Consider the following 25,727-nt stretch of genomic DNA (forward strand, 5'->3'; position numbering starts at 1 on the left):
CCGTACACTGGTGCCGGTGAGCCTGGGTTATCGGGTATTGAGAACATAAACGACAAAGCCCCCTGCCTTTGCGGCAGAGGGCCTTGTGTGCACCAGAGGCAATGCCTCCAGTAGAGTCGTCCTATTGTGGCTTATTAGCCTAACAGGGACAGACCCAGCTGTGGGCGGGTGTTTGCCTGCATCAGCATAGAGGTTGCAGCCTGCTGGATAATGGACTGCTGGCTCAGGTTTGCGGACTCTTCGGCGAAGTCAGCGTCACGAATACGTGAGCGGGCATCAGCCTGGTTGGCAGAAACGTTAGCCTGATTTCTGATGGAAGATTCCAGTCTGTTCTGGATTGCACCTAGTCCAGCTCTCTGGGCATCTACAGCGCCAATCATCTTGTCCATGGCTTCGATAATGCCATCGATCTTGGTTGCGTCGCTCAGGAGAACTACGCCTTTGTTGATGATATTGGTCACATCGCCTGGGGCGATGCCACCCTTACTGGCGATCTGTGAGAACTTCATGCCGTTAACGGTGAAGTCGATAGTATCACCCTTGTTTGCACCTACCTGCAGGGTTAACTTACCCTCGTAATCGCCTGCACCCTTTGTGAATAAGGAGGCAGCGCCGGCGCCGTCCAGGATCTTCTTGCCACCGAAAGTGGTCTGCTGGGCAATACGGTTAACTTCGGCGGCCAGTGCTGAGGCCTCCTTACCAAGGGCCTGACGGTCTTCAGCTGTGTTGGTACCGTTCTTGGCCTGAACTGCGAGGGTACGGATCTTCTGCAGCATGCCTGTGATTTCGTCCATACCACCTTCAGCGGTCTGGGCAAGGGCAATACCATCAGAGCTGTTGCGGTTACCCTGGTTCAGACCGTTAATCTGGGTGGTTAAACGGGAGCTGATTTGCAGACCAGCTGCGTCATCCTTAGCAGAATTAATTCTCAGGCCAGAGCTGAGTCTTTGATACGTAGTAGTGAGCTGGTTCTGCACATTATTCAGATAGCGGCGGCCATTCAGGCTTGATACATTGGTATTTACGTAAACTGCCATGACAGGCTCCTTAACAAAAAGTATTTGCAATTATGACATTTAAGGTAAATCCCGAATGCCATCTACCTGTATGAACGACCCTTTGCGCTATATGACATATAGAGGAATATGATGCAAAATTGTTGCAAAAATATACAAAAATTTACGTATGCATAGATGCTACAAGATGATGCAAAAATCGCGTAAATAAGCATTTCCAGATCTTCGTTACGATTAATGCATAGTTATCACTTACGTAATCAGCGCAATGAAATAATATTTTACAATTATAAATCTGTAACGATTGTTAGTCAGTTCTTGCTGATGGTCTTGAAAGCAACAAGGCCCCCTGCCTTAGCGGCAGAGGGCCTTGGGCGCACCAGAGGCAATGCCTCCAGTAGAGTCGTCCTATTATGGCATATTAGCCTAACAGGGACAGACCCAGCTGAGGACGGGTGTTAGCCTGCATCAGCATAGAGGTTGCAGCCTGCTGGATAATGGACTGCTGGCTCAGATTGGCGGACTCTTCGGCGAAGTCTGCGTCACGAATACGTGAGCGGGCATCAGCCTGGTTGGCAGAAACGTTTGCCTGATTTCTGATGGAAGATTCCAGTCTGTTCTGGATTGCACCTAGGCCGGCTCTCTGGGCATCTACAGCGGCAATCATCTTGTCCATACCTTCGATAATGCCATCGATCTTGGTTGAATCAGACAGGAGGACAATGCCATTCTTGATGATGTCTTCAACCTTTGCTGCCTCAATACCGCCCTTACTGGCGATCTGGGAGAATTTCATGCCGTTTACGGTGAAGTCGATAGTATCACCCTTGTTTGCACCTACCTGCAGGGTTAACTTACCCTCGTAGTCGCCTGCACCCTTTGTGAATAAGGAGGCAGCGCCGGCGCCGTCCAGGATCTTCTTGCCACCGAAAGTGGTCTGCTGGGCAATACGGTTTACCTCAGCAGCCAGAGCAGAGGCCTCCTTACCGAGGGCCTTACGATCATCACCTGTGTTGGTTCCGTTCTTGGCCTGAACTGCGAGGGTACGGATCTTCTGCAGCATGCCTGTGATTTCGTCCATACCACCTTCGGCGGTCTGGGCAAGAGCAATACCATCAGAGCTGTTGCGGTTGCCCTGGTTCAGACCGTTAATCTGGGTGGTTAAACGGGAGCTGATTTGCAGACCAGCTGCGTCATCCTTAGCAGAATTAATTCTCAGACCTGAGCTCAGGCGCTGGTATGTAGTGGTCAGCTGATTCTGCACATTATTAAGATATCTACGGCCGTTCAGGCTTGAGACATTTGTATTGACATAAACTGCCATGACAGATTCCTTAACAAAAAGTAATTTGCAACTGTGAAATTAATTAGGGCTTGCCCTTGATTATCATCGAGTTTGAGAACGGTTACACGAGATACATTACATATAGATACATGATGTGAGCAATTTTAGTAAATATATGCCGATCAGCATGGCTTCATAGATACTGCAAATATATGCCAGGAGCACGTGCCCATCGTATTTCTGTGCGTTTTTTAGTTGATGTCAATATTTGCATACGTTAAGTACTTGTGATGCATGGAAATGTCTATATACATTTTTAAATGACTCAAATAGACTGGGGGCTTTGCTCCTTCGGCAGAGGCGCGTTCTGCAGACAACTCATTGGCACGTGGAGGATATCGTAATTCCAAAGCACCAAGGCCCCCTGCCTGGCGGCAGAGGGCCTTGGGTGCACCAGAGGCTAAGCCTCGGTTAGTGCTGTCCGGTGACGAGCTGTTAGCCTAACAGGGACAGACCCAGCTGAGGACGGGTGTTGGCCTGCATCAGCATGGAGGTAGCAGCCTGCTGGATAATGGACTGCTGGCTCAGGTTTGCGGACTCTTCGGCGAAGTCTGCGTCACGAATACGTGAGCGGGCATCAGCCTGGTTGGCGGATACGTTGGCCTGATTTCTTATGGAAGATTCCAGTCTGTTCTGGATTGCACCTAGGTCTGCGCGGCTGCCTTCAACCTTGGCAATCATTTTGTCGAGGCTGGAAATAGCTGCATCGATGTTATCAGCAGTAGAGAACAGAATTGTAGAATTCTTGGTATCAAAATACTTTTTGAGATCATTGTTAGCGTCAACACCGCCACCAACAGCAATCTGAGAGAACTTCATTGACTGAATCTGGAATGAAATGGTGTCGCCTTTATTGGCGCCTACCTGCAGGGTAAGCTCACCAATTGAGGTGCCATTGGCGCCCTGTGGCTTGGTCAGAAGGCCGTGGGCGCCATCAAGAACCACCTGGCCACCAAAAGTAGTCTTCTGAGCAATACGGGTGATTTCCTGAGCCAGTGAGGAGGCCTCCTTACTCAGTGCAGTACGATCCTCGGCAGTATTGGTGCCGTTGCGGGCCTGCACTGCCAGAGTGCGGATCTTCTGCAGCATGTTGCCCATTTCGTCCATAGCGCCCTCAACAGTCTGGGCAAGGGCAATACCATCAGAGCTGTTGCGGTTGCCCTGGTTCAGACCGTTAATCTGGGTGGTTAAACGGGAGCTAATCTGTAAACCAGCTGCGTCATCCTTGGCAGAATTAATTCTCAGACCTGAGGAGAGTCTCTGGTATGTAGTAGTCAGCTGATTCTGCACATTATTGAGATATCTACGGCCATTCAAGCTCGATACATTGGTATTGACATAAACTGCCATGACAGATTCCTTAACAAAAAGTAACTTTCAAATGTGACACCATGGAAGTTTTCCCTGGTTGTTTACTTCTTTATGAACGGTCCCTTATAACCAGTGACACATAGATACACATGCCGTGTGGCTGGCACAAAAACAGGCTGAAACGGAACTTTCATAGATACATCATTATGGATGATATCCTGTTAAATTCTGTGTAACATTCGTCAGCTCATAATGGAAAACTCTTCATCAGAAGCCCTTGTTTCAGGTCTTTGTAATTAATATTTGTGGAAATTTCAATTTAAAGGCTGAAAACGGTCGTTGTTACTTCAGTTGTCAGTGCAATCATTGCCCTGTACTGGGATTGATAAGCGGAGGAAATGTGTTGTGAGGAAGGGCGGGATTTTGGGCAAAACAAAGGGCAGCGTGATGCTGCCCTGAGTGAAGGCGGGCTGAGCTGGTCAGCCCTTGATGTTGGCCATTTGGCCAGAGATTGTGTCCTTATGAGCCTTTATGCGCCTGTTTGTTACTGGGCTCCGGCTTCAGAGGCTGGAGTGGCAGCGGATGGGGCCTGTGGAGCTGCTGGGGCCTGTTGAGCTGCTGGTGCAGCAGGGGCGGCTTCAGGAGCTACGGTTACACCTGCAGGCAGATCATTCTTGTTGATACGGGTGTTACCTACAGCCTCTTCACTGGTAATAGGAGCAGGCATCTGATCTGGTGGGTTGCCCTTCATTGGGTCCCAGCCAAGAGTAATGAGGTAGACGCCAAAGCCAACAAGGAATGCAAAAGGAATGTGCCAGCCGTAACGCAGCCAGTTCATGAATGAGCGGGCCTTAGGGAAGACATTACATACGGCAACGCCGGCAGAGGAGCCAAACCACATCATTGAGCCGCCGAAGCCTACCGCAAAGGACAGCAGAGCCCAGTCGTAGCCGCCCTTGATAAGAGTAAGCTGGGTGAGTGGTATGTTGTTGAATACCGAGGATACGAAGCCGATGGCCATGGTGGACAGGATGGAAGCGTCAGGTACGGAGTCGATTGGTACGAGCTCGGCACAGAATACCAGAGCAATAAGGAATACTGTTGACTCAATGGCAGTCAGGCCTTCACGGAAGTTGATCTTCACAAAAGGAGTGCCAATCAGAATGGCGATCCAGATACCAAGGGCAGGGAACTCAAGGAAGTAGTTGAAGATAATGGCACCTGCCAGAATCAGACCAACCAGGGCAATTCGACGGGTCTCGACACGTACGCCGCCCTGTGGAACAAAGACGTCCTGTGTATACAGATGCTGCTGACGGGCACCAAAGAATGCCAGTACTACGAAAGCTGTAATTGATGGGATAAAGGCATGGGCAAGGACGAGTGGATCCTTACCGAAGATCCAGATCAGGGTAGTGGTGGTATCGCCTACTACCGATCCTGCACCACCAGCATTGGAGGCAGCACAGATAGCGGCGATATAACCGATGTGTACCTTTCCTTTGTAGAGAGTTGCGGCCATGGAGCAGCCGATAATTGCTGCAGCAATGTTGTCAAGGAAGGTAGAGAGGATGAAAACGAACAGCAGCAGAACCATGGCACCGCCCATGCCCTTAGGCAGGTAACGTGGCAGTACGGCAGGGAACTTGGACTCCTCAAAGATGTTAGCCAGAATAGCAAAGCCAGGCAGCATCAGAGCGAGGTTGAGGTAGGTATTCCATGAGCCTTTTACCCACTCACCATCGGCGTTGGTATAACCAAAAAGCTTATGAATCACCGAGAAGTCAACAAGGAATTCATACTTGTAGAAACACAAAGCCAGCAAACCTATCAGGGCAACATGCATGGTCTTGTTGTAAAACACGGCTACACCAAGGAGGATGAGACCGAAGATGATCATCTCATAGCGGATGCCGTAAACAGTAGTAGTGGTGATAATGGCGGAGCTGTCGCCAGTTGCGGCCATGGCGGCGCTGCCGGCCATGCCGAGCAACATCGCCACCATGCTTAAAATTTTAAAGAGGGGCATATTTAATCTTCACAAAATGCTCTGCCCTGACATCAGGCTATACCACGGGATCAAAGGCCTCATGGTGGTATGTATAAGCCCGTACTGAAAAAGAGATCCGATCGAGGCTGTACTGGCAGTTATCAGATCAGGGATGTACTGGCAATTAACAGTATCCTGGATGGTACTTAAGGCAGAAAATCAATCTATTGCAGGGTAAAGAATCGTGGTGACCTGTACCCGTGGATTCTGATCAGAACCTGTTTTCAAATCAGGCTGAAGAGCCGGACTGCTTAATCAGATGCGCTTGTTGTCGTTCTGCTTCGGGGCAGGTGGAGCTGCATCGCCGTCCTTGATTTCAGTGCTGTCAGAGTGAATGTAGCCACCCATGGACTTCAGGGCATCAAGATTGATATCGGCATCTGGGGAAGGCCTGGACTTTGGCTTGCTGTGGTGATGGCTGTAGTCAACGCCATCTTTCTGGATACGAAGTACGAATTTAGGTGCATCGGAGTAGTCGATGTGCAGGCCAAGACGCTGAACCCATACCCAGAAAGCGATTACGATGAAGTGAGCGTAAACAAGTCGCAGGGTCAGAAGACCATACTGGTCAAATATATTGAGAACTGCAACAGAAACTATAGGACCAACTGCCCATGCTGCCAGTGACATGGCTGAACTGCCGCCCTTGGATGCAGCCTTTACCTGAACGTTGAAATTGGCGGTGAAGTACCAGCTCATACCAACACCGCTGATGAGCAGGCCAACGATAAGCATTGCCTGATTCATGGCCAGAGACATGAACAGAAGGCCAATCATCATGATCAGTACATCCTGCTCAAATACAGCCTTTACGCCTACCCTTGGAATAAGCGGACGTAAAATCAGCATTCCGGCAATAATACCGGCGATAAAGGTAGCACTGACTACAATTGAAGCAATTGTGTACTCTCTGTCAAAGAAGGTTGCCCACAGAGAAAGGCTTGCGAAAATTGCAACCACTACGCCGGCACATAAATAGCCTGTAGCTATAAAGATGCCCTTACGGGTTAAATTATCGTTGGTTGACATAACTTCACCACTTGAGCTTTTGCCCTCAGTCGCTCCGGCTCTGACCTGTTCCTCAGGTCACCGGGCATACCCGGCCCCGTGCCAGTTTCCTGCGAAATTGCATCCAATACGGATTTTTGTGCTGCCTGACATTCTGATTTACATTCTGTTTTACAAAGTGTTTTTCAGCATGTCTCGCTTTGACGTCAGAGCTTCCCGTTTCATTAAGACCTTGTCTTTTCAGCTATATGATCTGATCCTGCTGAAATTACATATGCATCATTAAGCATATGACAGGTCGTCTGTAGAGCGCCTGTGTAGCAGAGCCTGTTCATGCTCTGTATATTGCTGAATGATAACAACTGTTCTCTTTCGCACTCTGAAATGATCTTTGCGCGATCGGCCCATGTGAGGAATACCCGGGCAAGACCATGGTTTACTCCAGTCTTAGCATGCAGATACTCCCCCTGATATTGGGAAAGGACAGAAGGACACAGGACATCCAGATGTGGATGAAAGAAAGCAGGGACGGGACCTCAAAGGCCGCACAGTCTGTTTTTCAACAGACCTGAAAAGATATGTACCATACTGGGAACAGATGGCTAAGTGGCTAACCGCAGCGGACAGAGTTGACTGTCACGGGCGCACAGCAGCAATAGCTGTCGCGCAGAGATGATTTTGCAGCTGATGTGTCAGCTGACCATCAATACACAATAACTAATTACCGCCTGTCTGCAGTCGTCATTCCCGGCAGCAAAGCAGGCTTTACCTGTACGGGTAACTGCCTGTGGCAAGCTCCCATGCAGGGCCCCCATTATGCTGAAGTGGAATTACCTTATGCGCAGTAACAGCTCTGTATCGTTTAAACAGCAGTTGCTACCAGGCAAACAACCGTAGTTCACAGTTCTGAAGATTGGCAGGCAGGGCAGCGCAGACTTGTAGACAAGAAAGGGCACTGTGAGCCTGTTGCAATCATACAGCGGTACACTCTCCCGCAGGCGGTAAGGACTGATCCTCATATAAGCAGAAACTGCTGCGGGCAAAAGCATTTCATATTAATTAAGGTATATCCGCCAAAAGTTACTCTGACGCTCACCAGCAGAGGCGATCTGTCGGACAAGCTGCCACTGCAGCCGTTTTCACATGATGTCACGTACGGTGCTAACTCAGCATCAGAGATTTATTGACTCCCAGTCATCATAACGCAAGTTTGAGAGCACAGATACAGATGGTCATAAGAAAAACGGGCGCTGCAATCATCAAAATTGCCACATTACAAATATCTTTATTTGTGATCTGGCTCTCTTTACATCTCTTTGAGTGATTTTTTTCTGTGCCATTTTTATTTACAGCCCCAGGCATACCCGGATAAAAGATCAGGACAGGATCCGGAGTTTAACTTGGATCCAAGCATGTCATAATCAATGGCACAAAACGGCATCCCTATCTGCAGGATCAGACGAAAAGTACCAGTAAATTTCTGGAAAGGCCCCTCAGCAGGTTTCCAAACAGCAAAAATAAATCACTTTAATAAAAAGCGGGCTTTTTCGGATAGCGTTTACGGCACCTAAATATAGCAACATGCATGAAATTGGTGCACAATAAGGCTATTTATCACAAAATACGCATGAAATTTCCATAGATATGAAAAGGCACTGTTTCGGCACTAATGACCATAATTTTGTCACGCAACTTTAAGCAGGGGCAGAGCAAAAAAACTTATAGCTTTGCAGGCAGGCTTTGAAAAGCAATGAGCTCTTTTCCGTCCCAACGGTATGGGACTGCAACTATGGTTTAAGGTTATAAGAGAGCTGTGCAGGCATGCTGACTGTTCATAGGAAATCGCAAAATGATCTGTACATGACACAAAGTGCACATAAAGCACACTAATACATGGACCAGATGAAGCTGTAGTGAATTTTGAGAACCGGGGGGGCCGGTATGGAGACTAAACAGGCTGCCTGCCTGCAGGCAGGTAGGGCATCATGGATATAAAGAGGGAGGGTTGGATCCCTGTCAGGATGCGATATGGTTAAAAAGCAATAGTATGCTAGAATGCCTGTCCTGTATGAGAGCTTATTGCTCTTTAGTCCAGTCCCGTCCGGACCCTCCGGCCCTATAGGGCAGCAACACATTGCAGGTAAAAACAAAGGGCTGCTTTCCATGAGGTGACCTCGTTTTTTCTGTTAGTTCGACTTTTGCCTGTAGTCGTTTTAATTTATGAGGATCATGAGTACGTGACTGACGCCGTATAAAGGATTGCAGGAGTGCAGGCATGCTGTTTTAAGATGCCTTATTTGAGGTCACGAGGCCCTGGACTTTCAGGCAATTGGATTTTTGACTGGCAGTAAGTGCCGTCTGAATTAGGAGTAGATGAAGGTGAAACTCGCTGAAGCACTTCAGGAAAGAGCTGATCTGCAGCGCCAGATTAACCAGCTGCGTGCCAGAGCCATGAGCGCTGCTCTGATGCAGGAAGGCTCAGAGCCTCTTGAGAACCCGGAGTCACTTTTTACCGAGCTTGAGTCGCTGTACCAGCGTCTTGAGCATCTTATCTATTCAATCAATATGACCAACAGCCGCAGCATGCTTGAGGGCAAGCCTGTGACATGGTACCTGTCCCGTCGTGACATTCTTAACCTTAAGATCAGAAACTGCAGGGACATTCTTGATGTGGCACGAACCAGTAATATGCGTGCCCGAGGCGGTGAAATTAAGATTCTGCCTGCTGTTGATATCAAGGCCCATCAGCAGAAGCTGGACATTTTGTGCTCCGAGCTTCGCAAGGTGGACAACAGTATTCAGCAGTTTAACTGGAGTGCTGATCTGATTGAGGAGTAGGCCTCCAGACTTCATACAGACCAGTCAGAGCATGGTGTGCCAGAAGCCGCAAGGCGGCAGACCATAGTCTTTGACACTACGCAGCATATCGGTTTTCAGTCGGTAGTCTGCTGTTTTGGGCGAATACCAGCGAGTCGACATTGTATTGTCGAAAAGGAACCTGTCACGTTTAAGCTCCAGGAGCGGAGTATTTGTTATTTATCATTCACGCTCAGCATAACTTACAGGTGCACAATTCACGTTGTATTGTTACTACCATGGTATTGACGAAGCAGCCGATGAGGGTGGGACGTGGGACCTGACCCGATTTCTGCATATCTGCAACCCGGCCACAGACGCAGGATTGCCAGGCATCAAGTCTGTCAGGCCACATGGCTAAACCCGTTTTAGCAGCACATCTGCCCTTGCACCTCCGGTCCATGGGCGCTTTTATTTGTATTTCCCCGGCCAGCCCTCTTGTTCACGAGGAGCCATGGCCTCGCTTTCCCAGCCCCATTCATCCCCGGAATCCCGTCTTCCCTTGAATCCCATCCTTTCATAACCCCTTTCCTCCTCATAACCCCTTTGCCAGGTAAGCCTGATCTGCCCTCCTTTATTAGTGTTTCTCTGCTGCACCATGGCTTGTCCGGCGTCAGGCCTCCGTGCTTATTTCCTGAAATTGCAGCCCTGCATCTTCCTTGATCTCCTGGCTTTTCTGCCCTCTCATGGGCCTTATGATCAGCCCTGCAAATCGGCTGATCATGCAGCAGCGCTACAGATTTAGAGGATTTTGCCTGTATAGCACTCAACACTTATCCGTATCCATGACGAAATCAGATACTGCATTGTGCTCATAATCACAGCCTCGCAGGGCTGGGCCAGGGGCAGCAAGGCTTTGGGCAGCAAGGGCATGGGCAGGCCAGGTCAGGGCACATCTTTACTCTTTACCTTTAAATTCAGCTGTATCTGCATCTCCATGTGTACTGCACCTGAACCTGACCTGTAGCGGCACTTTCAGCTTCCACATCAAGGTAGTCATGACAGTCGCATGTATATGACAGCTGCGAGGCTGGCTGCTTGTTGGCCTTGCAGTGTGGCTGGTATTGCACTGTGCGGGACAGGGCGGCTGAGTTCGTGGCAGTGATGACAGCCATGACCAGGGCTGTCGTGGCTGTGGCCATGGCTAAGGTCTTAGTTGTGGCGGTGATTCGGGATGTTATTGTTTGTGCTTTTGACTGTGTTTATGAGCTTTTATGGGGGCGGGCCTGCATGGACGGGCCAGGATAATTACTGGTGCACATCTGATACTGTATGTATTTTTTCTTTGTCTGGTTTTGACCGGATAACAGGTAAAATAATGCCGTTCTTTTGCCTCTAATCTGTTCAGCTTATGGCTGGCCTTGCTTCCTGCATTACCGGTTACCGTCCCTGTTGCATTCATCCTGGCTGGACAGGTCCGTTTGCAGGGCTGGGCTATGGGGACGTCGTAATTGCATCTTTGCAGATATATTACCGATGCAAATACGCATCCCCATATATGTCACACAAGCACCTGGTAAGCTCCTTTATCCCGTCGACTCAAGTTATGTTGTCTGTATAAGGAGCTGGATTGAGCTAATGCTGATGGAAAGGGAGAAGACAGCCTTTTAAAGGGGCTGGATGTTTTGCGGCGACTGTGTTTTCACGGGGAAAAGTGTGAGGAATGCCGCAAAAAAAGGCGTAAAGCGCCTTTTACCGGTCAGGCAGTTTTGTAGATATGGCCATATGCTATAATTGCTGGACTGAAGATTATTGTGCCTCCCTGCGCCCGCATTACGGATCCAGGCGCAGCGCGCCCCGGAGAGCATTTGGATAAAGGGAAAAATCCCTTTCCTGATACCATTACAGGGTATTGCCTCCGCAGGTACTGTCTGAGGCTTTGGTTTAGTTTGGTAAGGCTACTTTGCTAAACCTAAGCCTTAGTGGTGCATCAGAGCTGACAGGATGTCCTGGGCACGTTTAGACCATAGGAAGTTCATTTTGAAAAACCGTAGCATTATTCGCAGCGAGATTAACAACTACTATCGCGCCAAAGTGATCAGCTGGCTGGCCAGTCATGTAAATGACAAGCGTGATGTACCTGAGGATTTTCCTACCCACCTTTATCTTGGTGCTCCAACCAGAGACGAGGATGTAGCTGAGAATCAGACTGCATTTATCAATTTCTGCAAGGAATGGAGTGCTCCTCTTCCTGCTGGTCATGTAGAGTTTGTAGATCGTACTTTTGACGATATCGGCGCCGTTAAGGTTCCGGTACATCTGGTATTTGAGACTCCTGAAGAGCTGGCCACCTGGGCCGGTCACCTGGTTGAGTATCAGTCTGCTATCCGCTGCCTGAGCCTCATCCTTCAGGAAATTCCAGAGCTTACCGACTCTGCCCTCAACGTTATCAATGGTCTGTCCAATCTTGACTGGATCGACTTTGAGCGTGTGGTTGCTGTTTCCAAGTGGCTCTGTGAAAACCGCGACTCCAACTTCCTTACCCGTCAGATTCCTATCCGTGGTATCGATACCACCTGGTTTGAGAAGTACACTCCGCTGCTTCTGGACTTCCTGCGCGACTACCTCGAGCTCAACCCATACCGCAAGGACATTCTCCAGCTCGGTATCATTCCGCCACCATCTCTGGTACGTATTGTCCTCTTTGATGATGACCTGCGTGCCCGTGTTGGCGGCATGAAGCTCTTTGCCTGCGCTATTGACGAAATGGCCTCACTGCAGCTGCGTCCTGACCGTATTGTCTTTATGGACAATATCTCTACCGCTGTGGCTCTGCCTCCAATCAAAGGCACCATGGCCATCATGACCCCGCTTTCACATATCCGTGAGGTATGTGAGGTTGACTGGGTTGCCAACAGCCAGTGTCAGTACCTGGGCTCCATTGATCTGAAGTCCTTTGCCATTCTGCACAACCTGCGTCTGTATCTGCCAAATATCGAGAGCCTCTTAATGGATGAGCAGACTCTGCTGTCCAACCAGGATCTCTGGACTGCCAACGATGCCCAGACCTATGACTGCGCACCTGTTGCCTTAAATCAGGCAGAAACCCACCTCTACCGCTGCCTGCTTGACGGTTTCTACGGCACCAATATCCGTCTTGATATCGAGCGTCTGCCACTGGCTCTGGTCGCCACTGCTCTGGGCTCTGAAGATGAGTCTCTGGCTCACGATATCAAGGTAAATGGTATTGATGGCGTTCGTCCAAATACCCTCAAGGGCAATGACCCTTACCCTGATCTCGAACAGCGCCGCAAGCTGGCCAATGTCGCTCTGCAAAAGCAGAAAGACAAGGAAGAGGAAGCTGAGCAGGCTGCCAGCAGAGAGCGCAGAGCCTGATATAACTTACAGGCCCGGTCGCTCCGGCAATACGGCTACAAAGACCGTTCACACATCAAGTGATATGCTCACCTGCAGCACTATTGTCCAGGTGGGTTGATGTTTCCGTCAGGTTTGACCTGACCTGGTGATAACAGCACAGTCACTTCACGGGACTTTCAGCCGTATGGATATGACAGGGCTGCAATTACTGCCCCTGTCCCTGCGGCACCCATATTCCGCAGGCCTGTTTCGCTAAAGGGCGGAGCTGCCAGCGAGGCATCTGCGCCGGGTCCTGACCCCAGTCAGGAATGACTAACCCTGCCTGGCGCAGGGTTTCATTTTTCAGCAAAAGATTAATCGCACCGTACAAGGTAATAACATGCCAAAAAGCTCATCGGCATCCCACGAGGACAACAGAAGCAACAAGAGAAAAAAGCATGCTGCCTCTGATGCGGCCTCATCCCGGTCAGGTTCAGGCTCTCAGTCTGGCAACCAGGGAAAGGTCACTGCCGCAGCCTCAACAGACTCTCAGTCCTGGCAGCAGGATCTGGGATCTGCTGTAAGCTATCAGGATTCAGCTTATGGCTCCAGCCTGTCGGGCTTTGAGGCCATGATTGATGACGGTCAGTCTTTCGGTGGCATGCCAGACAGTGGTTTTGACGATCTCTCAATAACAGAGACCGCTGCTGTTGAGGACTTTGCCTATGGAGCAGACGGCCCGGCCGCAGCCGAGACTGTCAATGCCCTCGCTCAGATTCTGCGTGAGCAGCAGGCCCGTGAAGCCGCTGCCGCAGCTCAGGCCGGTCAGGGCATTGCCGCTATGCCGGCCTATGGCTCTCAGGCTCCATCAGAAAACGCCGGATCAGCAGGCGCTGCGCAGTCTGCATCCCCATCAGCCCCAGAAGGTTCTGCCTCCCGTTCGGGCAAGAAGTCACACGACAAATCATCAGATCGTGACAGCGGTCGCAGCAGCGATCGCTCTGGACAGCGCGCCAGTGATCGCAATGACCGCGCTGGTGAGCGCACCACTGAGCACAATAACGACCGCGCTGGTGAGCGCACTACTGAGCACAAGAACGACCGCGCTGGTGACCGTGCCGGCGAGCGCAATGACGGCCGTGACGCCCACAGCAGCCAGAACACTGCTGACAATAAGGGCAGTAAGGGGGCCCAGAACAAGGAGTCTTACTCAGATAAGGCTGCATCACAGAACGGCAACTCCTCTGAAATAAAGGGATCGTCAGTGCTGTCATCCGGTACAGCAGTGGCTTACGGATCAGCTGCCCATGAGATCAATCCTCTAGCAGGTATCAGCTCTGATGATGGCAGCTCCCTGCAGACCCTCAATGCCGCACATTACAGTGGTGATGCCCCATCACTAAGTGCTGGTGGCTATGACTACAGTTCTGTAACACAGCATATTCCTGGCGGTTCAGTAAGTGCTGTTGCTGACAAGTCTTTAAGCCCGGTACGTGGCTCATCTATTGATGATAACGCTGCCTATGCACCTTCAGATGCTTCTGAGTCCTTTGGCTATCCTGACAGTAATCTGAACACAGACAGGACAAGTCTGGTATCAGGTGCTGCTTCAGGCAAGGTTTCTACAGACGATTTCACCTCTCAGGTACATGGTACCGAGGTTGCTCATCAGGAGCTTAATATTCCTGAGAGCTATCAGGCAGAGCTGTCTCCGGCTTCCTGGATTCCAACTGCCAACGAACCTCGTTCTCTTAAGCACAATACCGGTCTTACCCAGCGCAGCTATGAAAATTTCAGAGCTCCGGTAATGCGTGTTCCTGCTTATGGTTTCTCAGGTCTTGAGTACACCGAAATGGCACGTTCATTCCGCCGTGTAGCCAACAGCGCTCATGATCTGGCCTATGACCGTCACCAGACTGGTGAGCAGGGTAACCGCATGTATATCCCTGTTCCAAGACTGTTCACTCTGCCACGTGCCGCCAACGCGCAGCCGGTCAGCAATGCACAGTCACGTCGTCGCACCACCACCAGCAGCCGCTTTGGCATTGCCCCTGGTCCAGTGCTGTCGCGTCGTAATCCAGGCAAGTACGAAGTATTTAATTCATTATATGCCAGGGGCGAAAATGCCAGAGTACGTAATCACTTCACTCAGGCAAATAACAGCCCTGTGCGCTCGGCTTTTGGTAAGGGCCCTTCCTATGCCCAGTGCCTGCCAGCTCCGCACATTGGCACTCCACCAGCCATGACCAAGTTACAGATCACTCCTGACACATCCTACCAGTCCAACAGCGTTGATAAAGGACTGCACGGTGCCCGTATCAACCGACACCAGCTTTCCGGTTCCACCACCATGGGTATTGCAGCTCATATTGCACGTTCCATGGCAGCAGCCGGTTTTGGTGCCGACGGAAGCACTCTGCGTTCTTCAGGCCTGATGGCTCAGGTTGTACGCAGTGGCGAAGAGGTCAAAAGCAATCAGACTACACTTGAGGTCAGCCCATCAACACGTATTACTTTCCGTGTTCCTCAGGAGCAGCTTCCAGCCCCTGAGCCTGTTGAACCTCAGGCTCTGCCATCAACTCTTGAAGGCAGTATTCCTGAAGAGCAGGCCCCTGGTCTGATCTGCAGTAACCGTATGGCTGAAGATGATGAGCAGGCTGCTGTAATGGAGCAGGAGCGCAAGGCTAATGTTGCCATGCGTGCCGAGCTCAGGGATAAGGGTCAGGCTCTCAAGCAGGAGATTCTTTCCCAGGGTAATACCCTGATTATGGGAAGCATTTCCATGGCACCGGAGGCACAGGATGCACAGGGTCCTGTCATTCGTGTTGTCCGTAATGAGCGTAATACCTTTGTGCCCAGCGCCGAAGCCCGCTCTTTAATGAGCCGTCGTCTTACCCCTGAGATGCGCTCTCTAATGCGTCAGCAGCAGGTTACCCTGCCACCTGACTATTTCTTCGAGAGCCTGAACATCGAGGACAGGGAAAAGGATGACAAGCTCATCAATGCTACCCTGCTGGGCAATGCCAGTACCCGTATTGTTACCACCTCCTCACGCCTGCAGCGTGCCTGGAGCGGTAACAGTACTCTGGCCGCACCTCAGGCTCAGGAGGTTCCAGCTCTGCCGGCTGCGCCTTCAACCATGGCCGCATCCGAGCTTACCGGCTCTGCCCTGACCGGCGCATCTGCCAGTGTTCTTGAGGTCGAAGCCGTGCCTGTAGAGGCTGTACCAGTAGAGCCTGAAGCTGCAAATGCCTCCGCAGCAGCTCCGGCAGCCGCTGCCTCCTCAAAGTCAGCTGCAAAAGCCAGATCTGCAGTTGACGCTGAGCCAGCTGCAGAGCAACCTGCCAAGGCTGCACCGGCACGTCGTGCCCGCCGCACTACCAAACGCAAATAATAAAAATGCCCGGTTTATCCGGGTTTTTTTATCTCTGAAGCAGCCATAGCCGTTCTGAAAACATCAGGCGCTGCAGCTGACCATGGCAACTGCAGCGTCAATGGCCGCCTGGCCAGGCTCATCAGTGCAATACTGTGCCCAACGGACGCAGCGCTGCACAAATCTTCCTGCTCCCACCAATAATTTTCAGCAGACTACATTCAGCCCCCGACTGCAACAAGAGGCCTGAATGCAGCCAGGACCATGACCTTATCCAGGGGCCTGACTGCAGCCAGGACCATGACCCTATCCAGGGACCTGACTGCAGACAGGAACACGCCCCCATCAACTCAGGAGCATGGCCAGGTTCAGGTCCAGCCTCTGGCAGGTGAACAGGACCCGGATCAGGCTGCTCAGAGTGCAGCCCAGCAGGCACTTAACAATGCAGCCCACAATGCTGCAGACATGGCCTCCCAGGACGCAGCCTCCAGCATGAGCGTCGTTAATAATCTGGAGAACAATGTTGCCATGGGCAGCAAGGCCTCACATCAGGATGTAGAAGCTGCATTAAATCAGGGTAAGAATGAGTCTGATAAAAGCGACAGAAAATTTCACTAAGCTGTATACTACGCCCTGACGTATCAGTAATGCTGCATCTGAATGCCGCATACCCATACAGAAAGCCCGGACATGTGTCCGGGTTTTTTGTGCCTGAACAATATGGCTTGCTGCTCTGAGCGGCTGTTTCACAAGCTCAGAGGTGGTCTTACCGAGCCAGGTTCGAACATCAGTTGTCAGCTCAGTCATGCTGAGTTTGACCATGCTGATGCAGCCTCGGGCAGATGCCGGGCTATTGCCTGTTCATGCTTATGTCTGCATACTTTGTTACGTGGCTTATTCACTGGCATGCCGGCAAAGCCCCTTGCACCCTGGCCTGTGTGCATATGCACTGTTAACAGTATGGGCTGAATATTGCCTGTTAAATGAAGGTATTGAGCCGGACCTGGCTTCTGTCTTCGACCTTGCCCATGTCATAGCACCTGTTGGGCAGTCTTGCCATGGATGAATTACTGTCAGGCTGTGCAGTGCAAAGCTTTATATGCTGTAGCTGTAGCCGTAGCTCTGGCCCAGGGCCAGGGCCAGGGATTGAGCATGGACATGGTCCCTGGGCTTTAGCCTGAGCCCTGAGCCTTAGGCTTGAGCCTGAGTCCTGGGCTATGGGCATGATAATGAGCCATGGCCTGGTCAGGGCCATTGCCAGCTTGTGGTTTAGATCCGGGCTTTGGATGGGGCGGTGGCAGTTTTGCCAGAGTTTTATCAGGAGGCGTTATGCCAATAGCAAATGCGTGCATCAGATGCATCTTTAAGACCTTTATTTTTACGGGTCGTGCATCCAGAGCTGAGTTCTGGTCGTATTTTTTTCTGGCACTTGCTCTTGAGGTGATGTCCTCCTGGCACATTATTGAAACCTATGACAGTGTCGAACTCATACTGATTATGATGGCGGTATTAATGCTGCCCTTACCTGCTGTTACCGTAAGAAGACTTCATGATCTTGGATTTGGTGCCGGCGGCTTTCTGATACCTCTGGCCTTATTCATTACAGCGCTGGTTACAGCATTCCAGATCGACTCTAATCTGGGGCTGTTTATAGCAATTGGAGCAGTTCTCTTCTGGCTCGTATACCTGTTTGGCCTGATGCTGGTACTTCTCGGGCAGGGAGTAAGCGGTCCTAACAGATATGGACCTGATCCCCTGGGACGCATGTCTGCCAGTGCAAACGGGTACGGAAATAGCGGTATTAATGCAGCAGTCTGCAGCACAGGCCAGCAGCCTGGTTCGGCCATTATCAATCAGGGAGCCATCCCATGCCCTCCTGTAGACAGTGTCCAGTCAAAGCCTGACGAATATGATAATTGGCATGACAATGAGCATTTGCGTCCAGAAGGCACATCTGAGCTCTTTAACAGCAATGCCCCATGGCCGCCTGCACCTGCACCTGGATTTGGTTATTACGGCTACGATCCGGCAATGATGCCGCCTGGTCCTGCTGTCCATAGCGGCCGTGCTGACATTCATAGCCATACTGGCTCTGTTGACCATCCTGGCCATGCTTTCCCCGGTTTTGAGTACATTGCGCCGTCAGGCGCGTCTGAGTATACAGGCGCTACCCAGTCGGCCCCATCAACAGCTGCAGCACCGGGCAAGGACACTTGTGCAGCGTCACTCCCAGGAAGTGCCAGTGTTTTAAATACTTCCGACAGCATTGATGGCGAAAACCATGTTGCATACTGGCCTTATCATGAATTTATGTACATGTCTCCAGAGCAGTACTGGCAGATGATGGCCTGGTATTTCCCTTACATCTTTGCCCCTGATGCTGCAGCCTCAAATGCAGAGGCTCATGACAGCTCTTCACCGTATATATCTGCCTGCGAAGGATCTGTCCAGAATGACATTGCTTTGAATGAAATTGTTCCTGCTTACATTGTCCCGAATGGCAGCTTCACTGATGGCTGCCTGCTTCAGGCTGCACACAATCCTGAAGTTGAAGCGCCATCGTCTGATAAATATAATGCTCCATCGCCAGATGACTATAATGCTGCAGCTGCAGCATGTGCAGCAGACAGGCCGACTGCTGCAGCCACAGCCGCAGCCACAGCTGCAGCTGCAGATGGGGCAGCGGCTATGGATATGAGCCTTTACTCCATGTCCCCGGAGCAGTGGGCCTGGTGGCAGTACTGGGCAATGCTCTGGCAGCAGAATATAGCCATGCAGGGCGGCTTGCTGTCTGAAGAGCTTTCTCGAGGACTGGCTGTCGGCCTGACCGACGGGCAGACTGGGGGCCAGACTGAGGTAATGTCTGGCATGCAATCTGAGGGAGTTTTCGGGCAAAACCAGAGCCCATACTGGCCATACTTCATGTCACACTGGTGCGAGCCTTTTGGCCAGCACTATGACATTGCCTCATCTGAATGCGGCGCAACAGCATCTGATTCAGGCAGCCTGACTGCTGAGGAGCCGCAGAGTGCCAGCTTTGCCAGTGAGGCCAGCCATGGGCAGAAAGCTGATCCGCAAACTGCCCAGATCTCCTGGTACCCGTGGTGGCTTTATGAACCAGCAATGCAGCTACAGCCTGAGGCACAGTCCAGCTCTGAGATCGCCTCAGCCCCTGCCGCTGCATGGACAGCAGGGGCAGCAGTTTCTGCAGCTGCTGCAACTGCCGGAGCAACTGATGCCCCTGCATCATCAGATGCGGCGCCAGCAGCCACAACTGTGGCTGCGCCAGTGCCGGCTGCAGCGACTGCAGCAGCCAGGGGTGAGGGCAGTGCTGACAATGGCGTCAGTGGCGGCCTGTCGGCAATGACGCTGCCGGCCAGCATGGTGGCTGCTGTGATGATTGACGGGCAACAGGCTCTTTGCGGTGATGGGCGTAATTTGCTGAGCACCGGTCATACTGTAGCCTGGCAGGAGCAACCACCTGCAATCACTGATCTGGCTTGCAGTGACGGGCCGACAGTAGATCGCGTTCCGGGATATCAATAGATGTATGGAAATTTATAAGCGTGGTACCTGCTGCGCAACCATGCTGTGGCGATAAAGGCCAGCAGCCATGAATGGGAATATATTGATCCGCCATGTGATATCGGCTGTTATTCAGTGATTGCTTTTGCTGTACACTGCAGAGGATAGCCAGTTGCACGCCCCTTCATGATGGCAGGCATATTGTGCGATTGATTTGATAGTAATTAGGAGAACACCATGGTGACCTTCAAGGAGGCGGCACTGCTGGGACTTAGGTACAGAGTGCTTGATTTCAAAGGACGTTCGTCGCGATCGGAGTACTGGTTCTTAATGCTCATTGGCCTGATTGCCAATGCTGTGCTGACGATAGTAGAACTTGTACCCCTGCTGGGACCTCTGATAAGCATTGTCTGCCAGCTGTATCTGTCAGTTGCCACCATTTCTGTATCAGTTCGACGACTGCACGATACCAACCGCAGAGGATGGTGGGTACTTCTACCTTATGCTGTTGCCTTCATTGGAGTTTTTGTCGGCGTGTTTTTCCTTGAGTTAATCACGGACGACTCTTTCAGATCACCTGAGGACAATCCCGAGTTTATGACAGCTTTGATTGGCCTGGTGATTGTTATGATCGCCAGCTTTATCTATCTGATTGTCCTTTGTGCTCTCAAAGGTAATGACGGAGATAACAGATTTGGTCCTGATCCGCTCCGAATGACCTTTGATCAGCTGTGCGCCGTCAGCTCCAGCAAGTATGCCGGTGGTCAGTTTGGTCAGCAAGGTCCTTATAATGGCCAGCAGTGGCAGGGACCTTTTGATGGTCAGCAAGGCCCACAGGGTCCGTTTGGCGGTCAGCCATGGCAGAATGGTCCTCAGGGCCCATACGGTGGTCCGCAGGGGCAGCAAAGCCAGTACGGCGGCCAGCCATGGCACAATGGCCCACAGGGCCCATACGGTGGTCCGCAGGGGCAGCAGGGCCAGTACGGCGGCCAGCCATGGCACAATGGCCCACAGGGCCCATACGGTGGTCCGCAGGGCCAGTACGGCGGCCAGCCATGGCACAATGGCCCACAGGGCCCATATGGTGGTCCGCAGGGCCCATATGGCGGACAGCCATGGCAACATGGACCTCAGGGGCCGTTCGACGGCCAGCAAGGCCCTCAGAGGCCATATGATGGCCAGCCATGGCAGCATGGACCTCAGGGGCCATTCGACGGTCATCCAGGCCCAACTCAAGGCCATGGTAATCAGGGCTTTTTTGATGGCAATGACTGGCAGGAGCCGCAGGGACAAAACAATGCCCCGGCTGCCGACAGTCATGCAGATGATGCCGACTTTAACCGCTATAACGACAACTCACGCAATGACAGACCATAAACAGCCTTACTGAGCATTTGCTCAGTATTGGAGTAAGGTCATCATGGCGCCATAAAGAAAAGCTCAGGTCGAAAGATCTGAGCTTTTTTGCTTAAAGAGCCTCTCTTATGGGTCTGACAGCCCCGGAACCAGTACCATGCCTGCAAAGATGCAACGCTGCAATCATGCAGACCTGAAAACGCATGCACGCATGACGTCAGGCCCTGTATGCATGACATCAGGAGCTTGCCAGCAGGGCCTCATGCAGGTACTGCATAATGCGTGGATGGAAGGTTATGCAGGTACTGCATCATGCAGGTACGACTTTGTCGCAGGCGGAAGCAGAGGCCGGTACTGTCGTCAGGGGTAAACTGAGGCTGCATTGACGGTCAGACACGAAATCCGCTGATGGTAATACCCAGCGTGGCCATAATGAGCTTGAGGTCAAACACGCAGGTGTCACTGTAAAAGTCCAGCTGATGTTCTATATCCTCACGCTGACAGCCAGCAAGAGAGGCCACTTTATTGAAGTTCAGACCATGACGGCACATGTGATTGGCAATTATGAATTTAACCGCAGTCTGTCCGGGCAGCTCAAACTGCACATCGAGGCTATGCCTTTTGCCGCTTCCTTGCTTCTTCTTCTTTACATAGCGTGGCTCGGCCAGTTCAGTTGACAGGATATCGCTGCTTTTAAAGGTAGAAAGCTGAGTCAGGGCATCAGGCTGTAAAATTGAGCTGTCTGAACTGCCGCGTACTGAGGCACGATCATGACTGGCATCAGCTGGCGTCATGTCGCCATACTGCGCTTGCCCGCAAACAGCGTCACAATGGCCTGATAGGCCTGGCATCATGGCTCCCGATGATGGAGCAGAGTTCGTATTTGCGGTGAACGGTGGGAATGACTGGTTATCGTGCTGCCCGCTGATTGCATCATCACAAGATGAGCAGGCATTGTGTGCAGCTGGTTGCAAGGAGGTGCCACAGTTTGCAGCAGCAGGTTGGAATGGCGTGCCACTGCTTGCAGCAGCCGGTTGTAGTGGCGTGCCACAGCTTGCAGCAGCTGGCGGTATGGAGGCGCCACAGTTTGCAGCAGCTGGCTGTAAGGAAGGGTAATTGGCTAAAAGGCTAGATGATCCTGATGGGTTTTCAGGGGCTTGAACATTGACATTAATGCTATGCGTACTGTTATCTGGCATTGAGCTGGCCGCAATTGCATTAACAGAGCCCAGGGCATGTTCAGCGGCACTGTCACAGTCAGTAAGTCTGGTCAGTCTGCTCTGATCGGCATGCACAGAACCAGCTGAGCCGCGTCTCATGGATTCTGTTCGGGCACCACGGGATCTTATGATTATGGGCAGGTCCTGCTGTACAGTCTTTAGAAGATAATCATTGTCAGGATCATCAGGGCTTCCAGTACACAGAGAATTTACAGGAGCCGGGCATCCTGAGGGTATGAGCTCGTCATAGGACATGGCATGGGCCATGTCCACTACAGCACTGCGGGCCATTTTGACAGTGTTTTCGAAATTGACACCGTAAGTAACTATGTCCAGGTCCTGTGCATGTATGACTGCACGGTAACCGGCATTACTGCCCTGAACTTCACATGGTTCAAAGGTCGCACAGTAGACCTGATAATCCTTCAGTTGCATTCGTCTAACCAGGCTGTACCCAAAGGTCAGGGCCAGCCCGTTCTCCCGATGCCGCCGCAGCGGCAAATTAAAATACTGTTACCAGCAGACAGCTCACACCGCAGCAGCCAGAATGCATACGCGGAACATACCGCAAAGTATGGTCACGCTGCTGATACTGTCAGTGCAGCTGAATCTGCATCTCTATCTAAGCGCATGGCTCCGTGATAATCACCATATTGTGCAGTAAATGTGACTGAGCCACGGCCGTCTCCTGGGCGGTAAGCTCCGGTTATAAAATGCTGTTGCAGGCCTTTTCCTTACAGATCGGGCCTGATGTGAATCTTTTGTCGGTAAGTTATGCAGGAAAGTACAAACCTGCAGGCATGGCGCACCGGTTAAGGCTCCAGTGCCTGTCCATCTTTTCAGCCTATCATAAGTATTACGCCTGAGCGCCATGGTAATACAAGCTGTCGATATAACATTAGAGCACTTTGGGATCTGCATCACATACAGGACATTAGATATCTGCATGCCCTGCGCTCAAACGCCACTGCTGTCCCCCAAAAATCTCACTGCCCCACAGGCCTAAGCCCTCACGTCAGAATCTCATAGCCTCACAGGGCACACCATTCGCCTCAGAATCTCACAGCTTCAAAGGGCACACCATTCGCCTCAGAATCTCACAGCCTCACAGGGCACACCCTTCGCCTCAGAATCTTACAGCCTTACAGGGCACACCCTTCGCCTCAGAATCTCACAATCTCACAGGGCACACCCTTCGCCTCAAAATCTCACAGCCTCACAGGGCTCAGCCTTTGTCGCAGAATCTAATAGATTCACAGTTCTCGCGCTTCACCTGAAACTCTCGTAGCCATTCTGATGCCAGAGAGACATGCCCTCAGTCAGTCATTGTCCTCATGTCCACAATTGCAGTATGCCAACAGTAAAGCTGCTGTGGTACTGATAAATACAAAATATTTTGTAAAGCATATCGTATAAACAGCAAAGCCTGCACAGAGGCAGGCTTTCAATGGTATTTATCTGCTCCAGTACCGGGGTCGACACTGGCACAGAGCCTGATGCTGTCCTGCACGGCCGGGCAGGCACACAGCGGGGCTGTGCAGGGCTGGCCATGTAAGGCCGGGCCGGGCTGTCAGGGGCAGAGGCATGATGTGGTATCAGCCCATATGAATTATCAGGTCTGATGGGAGATCAGGTCTGCTGGTGAATTACGCATGCTACCTGGCAGTCAGGACAGATTTCGATGTAGCCGTAACCCTCGGCAAATTCCTCTACGGTATCCCATTGAATCTGGGCTAAATATTTCATTGGTTTGCCGCACTTTGGACAGGTTTTGATATCAACATCCTGCACCCAGAAAGCATAGCCGCCAATGGAGCTGCCCATATCCCAGTCAGCATGCCAGCGCAGAGAGGCAGACTCAGGACCGAGCACCCAGGTGTTGGCTGCCATTTTCTGGTAATCATTCTCACTTATTGTGCATTCACAGTTAGGATCCTGCTCATATTCAGAAAGAGGCCAGCTGTTGCCCTGAAGATCATAGCCGGTGAAATAGCCGTCATCCCAGTACAGGCAGGACATGCAGCCCTTGATCGAAAGCACGCCGTCGATTTTGAGGAAAGCAAGGCGGGGATCGCGACCGTCAATGCGGATAATCTCAAAAAGCCGGGCACCGCAGCGGGAACAGTGCTCTTCAGGAGCAGTCTCGGAAATGATAGTAACCGGACTGTTGGCCTTGTCTTGAGCCGTACCCTTAACCAGTGACCAGCACTGAGGGTAGACAACCTCCATCATGTTGAAGTCTTTATCGTAGGTCCAGCCACCATATGGAGCGTAAGAGCATGGATCTACATGCAGCTTGCTGCGCCAGGCACGGGGCTCTTTATGCAGAGTTACAAAGGTGTCATAAACAGTTTGACGCATCTGCGGACGGGCACCGGCGACTGCAGCGCACAGCAGAATCTGATTGGCAAGGAAGCTGTCCAGATCATCACGCAGCAGCAGCTCACACAGGCCCTTGACTATCTGCTCAGGAGCATCCTTGTACAGACCGCAGGGAAAGTAAATTCCATTGTTAAAGGCAATACGCGCAAATTCTGAGGTATCGATATTACGATAGCGGGCCAGCTTTGAAAACTGATCTTCAAAGTCATCATCAAGATCATCTGCAGTTTTTATCTTCTCAAGCAAAGCATTGATCCTGGACTGCAGCTCCTCCTGACTCATATCAGCAATCTGCTGACGCTCATTCTGGGCCTTGCATACCCAGCAGAGGCCGTCATAGTATTTGATGCGTCCGCATTGAGGACATGGATATTCTTTACGTTCCATACAAATTATTCCAACAATGTCCAGGTTCGTGTAAGTAAGGGCCATACCGGCACTGCCAGCAGGCATCACAGCCTGCATTCCGGGCCTTGGCTGCCCAGGCAGGTCCCTGAGGGCAGCGGGGCTGACCTGTGCTCAAGGATATGTGGTCCTGCAGTTACACGCTGCTTTGACTTCCTGTTTGTACTGAATTTTCTGCAGTAACAGCTGTAATACTGCGGCAGTGCAGCCGACCTGATAACCATGTTGAGCCTGACAGAAGGTCAGAGGCACAGGCTGACGCTGGCACCATGGTGACATGATGACAGGTTGTCATAGCGTTCTGGTGCTGGCACTGGCAGCTGAGGCTGCCGGGCGCCGGGAGAAGCAGCACTTGCCAATGTTAAGTCATATCAGGCATGGCATCCCAGGGCTGCTGTCTGCATATGGCTGGTACTGGCGCGGGCTGATGGTGACGGGCACCAAACAGCATTGTAAGTACGGCAAACCGATGAAGGATATGCCTCTCAAAAATAATTGAAATTAATTGACTTTTAAAATAACCAGTGTTAGGCGTTGAGGCGTATTCGCCAAATATTGGCTTATTTATGCCTTTGTTGGCTCG

14 protein-coding genes are annotated in these 25,727 nt (G+C 51.4%); 6 read left to right on the top strand and 8 right to left on the bottom strand.

From position 1 onward, the window contains the following. Positions 1 to 134: 134 nt before the first annotated feature. From MXE39_RS09945 to MXE39_RS09965, 5 genes are all read right to left on the bottom strand, one after another. Positions 135 to 1,037, bottom strand: coding sequence for a flagellin (locus tag MXE39_RS09945; protein WP_246978654.1), 903 nt, complete (start codon positions 1,035 to 1,037; stop codon positions 135 to 137). 400 nt (positions 1,038 to 1,437) lie between these two features. Then, complete coding sequence (locus MXE39_RS09950) at positions 1,438 to 2,340, bottom strand: flagellin (protein ID WP_246978653.1); 903 nt, start codon at positions 2,338 to 2,340, stop codon at positions 1,438 to 1,440. 456 nt (positions 2,341 to 2,796) lie between these two features. Next, complete coding sequence (locus MXE39_RS09955; protein ID WP_246978652.1) at positions 2,797 to 3,711, bottom strand: flagellin; 915 nt, start codon at positions 3,709 to 3,711, stop codon at positions 2,797 to 2,799. 505 nt (positions 3,712 to 4,216) lie between these two features. After that, entirely contained in the window at positions 4,217 to 5,677 is a 1,461-nt protein-coding gene (locus tag MXE39_RS09960; RefSeq protein ID WP_247074038.1) for a citrate transporter, read from the bottom strand. Between the two features lie 300 nt (positions 5,678 to 5,977). Then, positions 5,978 to 6,751, bottom strand: coding sequence for a hypothetical protein (locus tag MXE39_RS09965; RefSeq protein ID WP_246978649.1), 774 nt, complete (start codon positions 6,749 to 6,751; stop codon positions 5,978 to 5,980). Positions 6,752 to 9,103: 2,352 nt separating this feature from the next. Between MXE39_RS09965 and MXE39_RS09970 the strand changes: the two genes are divergently transcribed. The 6 genes from MXE39_RS09970 to MXE39_RS13000 all read left to right on the top strand — a co-directional run bounded on the left by MXE39_RS09970 (position 9,104) and on the right by MXE39_RS13000 (position 21,158). Beyond that, on the top strand, positions 9,104 to 9,568 hold the full coding sequence (locus tag MXE39_RS09970) for a DIP1984 family protein (protein ID WP_246978648.1): 465 nt from the start codon (positions 9,104 to 9,106) through the stop codon (positions 9,566 to 9,568). A gap of 1,998 nt (positions 9,569 to 11,566) precedes the next feature. Further along, on the top strand, positions 11,567 to 12,922 hold the full coding sequence (locus MXE39_RS09975; RefSeq protein ID WP_246978647.1) for a Wadjet anti-phage system protein JetD domain-containing protein: 1,356 nt from the start codon (positions 11,567 to 11,569) through the stop codon (positions 12,920 to 12,922). 361 nt (positions 12,923 to 13,283) lie between these two features. Next, positions 13,284 to 16,277, top strand: a complete 2,994-nt coding sequence (locus MXE39_RS09980) for a hypothetical protein (RefSeq protein ID WP_246978645.1) — start codon at positions 13,284 to 13,286, stop codon at positions 16,275 to 16,277. 279 nt (positions 16,278 to 16,556) lie between these two features. Further along, positions 16,557 to 16,874 (top strand): hypothetical protein, encoded by a 318-nt coding sequence (locus MXE39_RS09985; RefSeq protein ID WP_247074040.1) that lies wholly within the window; start codon positions 16,557 to 16,559, stop codon positions 16,872 to 16,874. Between the two features lie 711 nt (positions 16,875 to 17,585). Next, the gene (locus tag MXE39_RS09990; RefSeq protein ID WP_246978641.1) at positions 17,586 to 19,802 is read left to right on the top strand and encodes a DUF805 domain-containing protein; all 2,217 of its coding nucleotides are present in this window, start codon (positions 17,586 to 17,588) and stop codon (positions 19,800 to 19,802) included. A gap of 216 nt (positions 19,803 to 20,018) precedes the next feature. Next, on the top strand, positions 20,019 to 21,158 hold the full coding sequence (locus MXE39_RS13000) for a DUF805 domain-containing protein (RefSeq protein ID WP_281503441.1): 1,140 nt from the start codon (positions 20,019 to 20,021) through the stop codon (positions 21,156 to 21,158). Between the two features lie 368 nt (positions 21,159 to 21,526). Here the strand turns inward: MXE39_RS13000 and MXE39_RS10000 are convergent, their stop codons facing one another. From MXE39_RS10000 to MXE39_RS10010, 3 genes are all read right to left on the bottom strand, one after another. After that, a complete protein-coding gene (locus MXE39_RS10000; protein ID WP_246978639.1) occupies positions 21,527 to 22,792 on the bottom strand; it encodes a hypothetical protein in 1,266 nt (421 codons plus the stop codon). Positions 22,793 to 23,986: 1,194 nt separating this feature from the next. Further along, positions 23,987 to 25,126, bottom strand: a complete 1,140-nt coding sequence (locus MXE39_RS10005) for a hypothetical protein (protein WP_246978638.1) — start codon at positions 25,124 to 25,126, stop codon at positions 23,987 to 23,989. A gap of 379 nt (positions 25,127 to 25,505) precedes the next feature. Beyond that, positions 25,506 to 25,727: hypothetical protein (locus tag MXE39_RS10010; protein ID WP_246978637.1), on the bottom strand; the 222-nt coding region annotated here is incomplete at its 5' end.

It is taken from the genome of Anaerobiospirillum sp. NML120511 (assembly GCF_023050955.1).
Lineage (GTDB): Bacteria > Pseudomonadota > Gammaproteobacteria > Enterobacterales > Succinivibrionaceae > Anaerobiospirillum.

Bases quoted from the DNA above. Each gene is read 5' to 3' on its own strand.
- MXE39_RS10005 (WP_246978638.1), bottom strand. From the start codon at position 25,126: ATGGAACGTAAAGAATATCCATGTCCTCAATGCGGACGCATCAAATAC.
- MXE39_RS09950 (WP_246978653.1), bottom strand. From the start codon at position 2,340: ATGGCAGTTTATGTCAATACAAATGTCTCAAGCCTGAACGGCCGTAGA.
- MXE39_RS09965 (WP_246978649.1), bottom strand. From the start codon at position 6,751: ATGTCAACCAACGATAATTTAACCCGTAAGGGCATCTTTATAGCTACA.
- MXE39_RS09985 (WP_247074040.1), top strand. From the start codon at position 16,557: ATGACCCTATCCAGGGACCTGACTGCAGACAGGAACACGCCCCCATCA.
- MXE39_RS09990 (WP_246978641.1), top strand. From the start codon at position 17,586: ATGCCAATAGCAAATGCGTGCATCAGATGCATCTTTAAGACCTTTATT.
- MXE39_RS09970 (WP_246978648.1), top strand. From the start codon at position 9,104: ATGAAGGTGAAACTCGCTGAAGCACTTCAGGAAAGAGCTGATCTGCAG.
- MXE39_RS09945 (WP_246978654.1), bottom strand. From the start codon at position 1,037: ATGGCAGTTTACGTAAATACCAATGTATCAAGCCTGAATGGCCGCCGC.
- MXE39_RS09955 (WP_246978652.1), bottom strand. From the start codon at position 3,711: ATGGCAGTTTATGTCAATACCAATGTATCGAGCTTGAATGGCCGTAGA.
- MXE39_RS09980 (WP_246978645.1), top strand. From the start codon at position 13,284: ATGCCAAAAAGCTCATCGGCATCCCACGAGGACAACAGAAGCAACAAG.
- MXE39_RS10000 (WP_246978639.1), bottom strand. From the start codon at position 22,792: ATGCAACTGAAGGATTATCAGGTCTACTGTGCGACCTTTGAACCATGT.
- MXE39_RS09960 (WP_247074038.1), bottom strand. From the start codon at position 5,677: ATGGTGGCGATGTTGCTCGGCATGGCCGGCAGCGCCGCCATGGCCGCA.
- MXE39_RS13000 (WP_281503441.1), top strand. From the start codon at position 20,019: ATGGTGACCTTCAAGGAGGCGGCACTGCTGGGACTTAGGTACAGAGTG.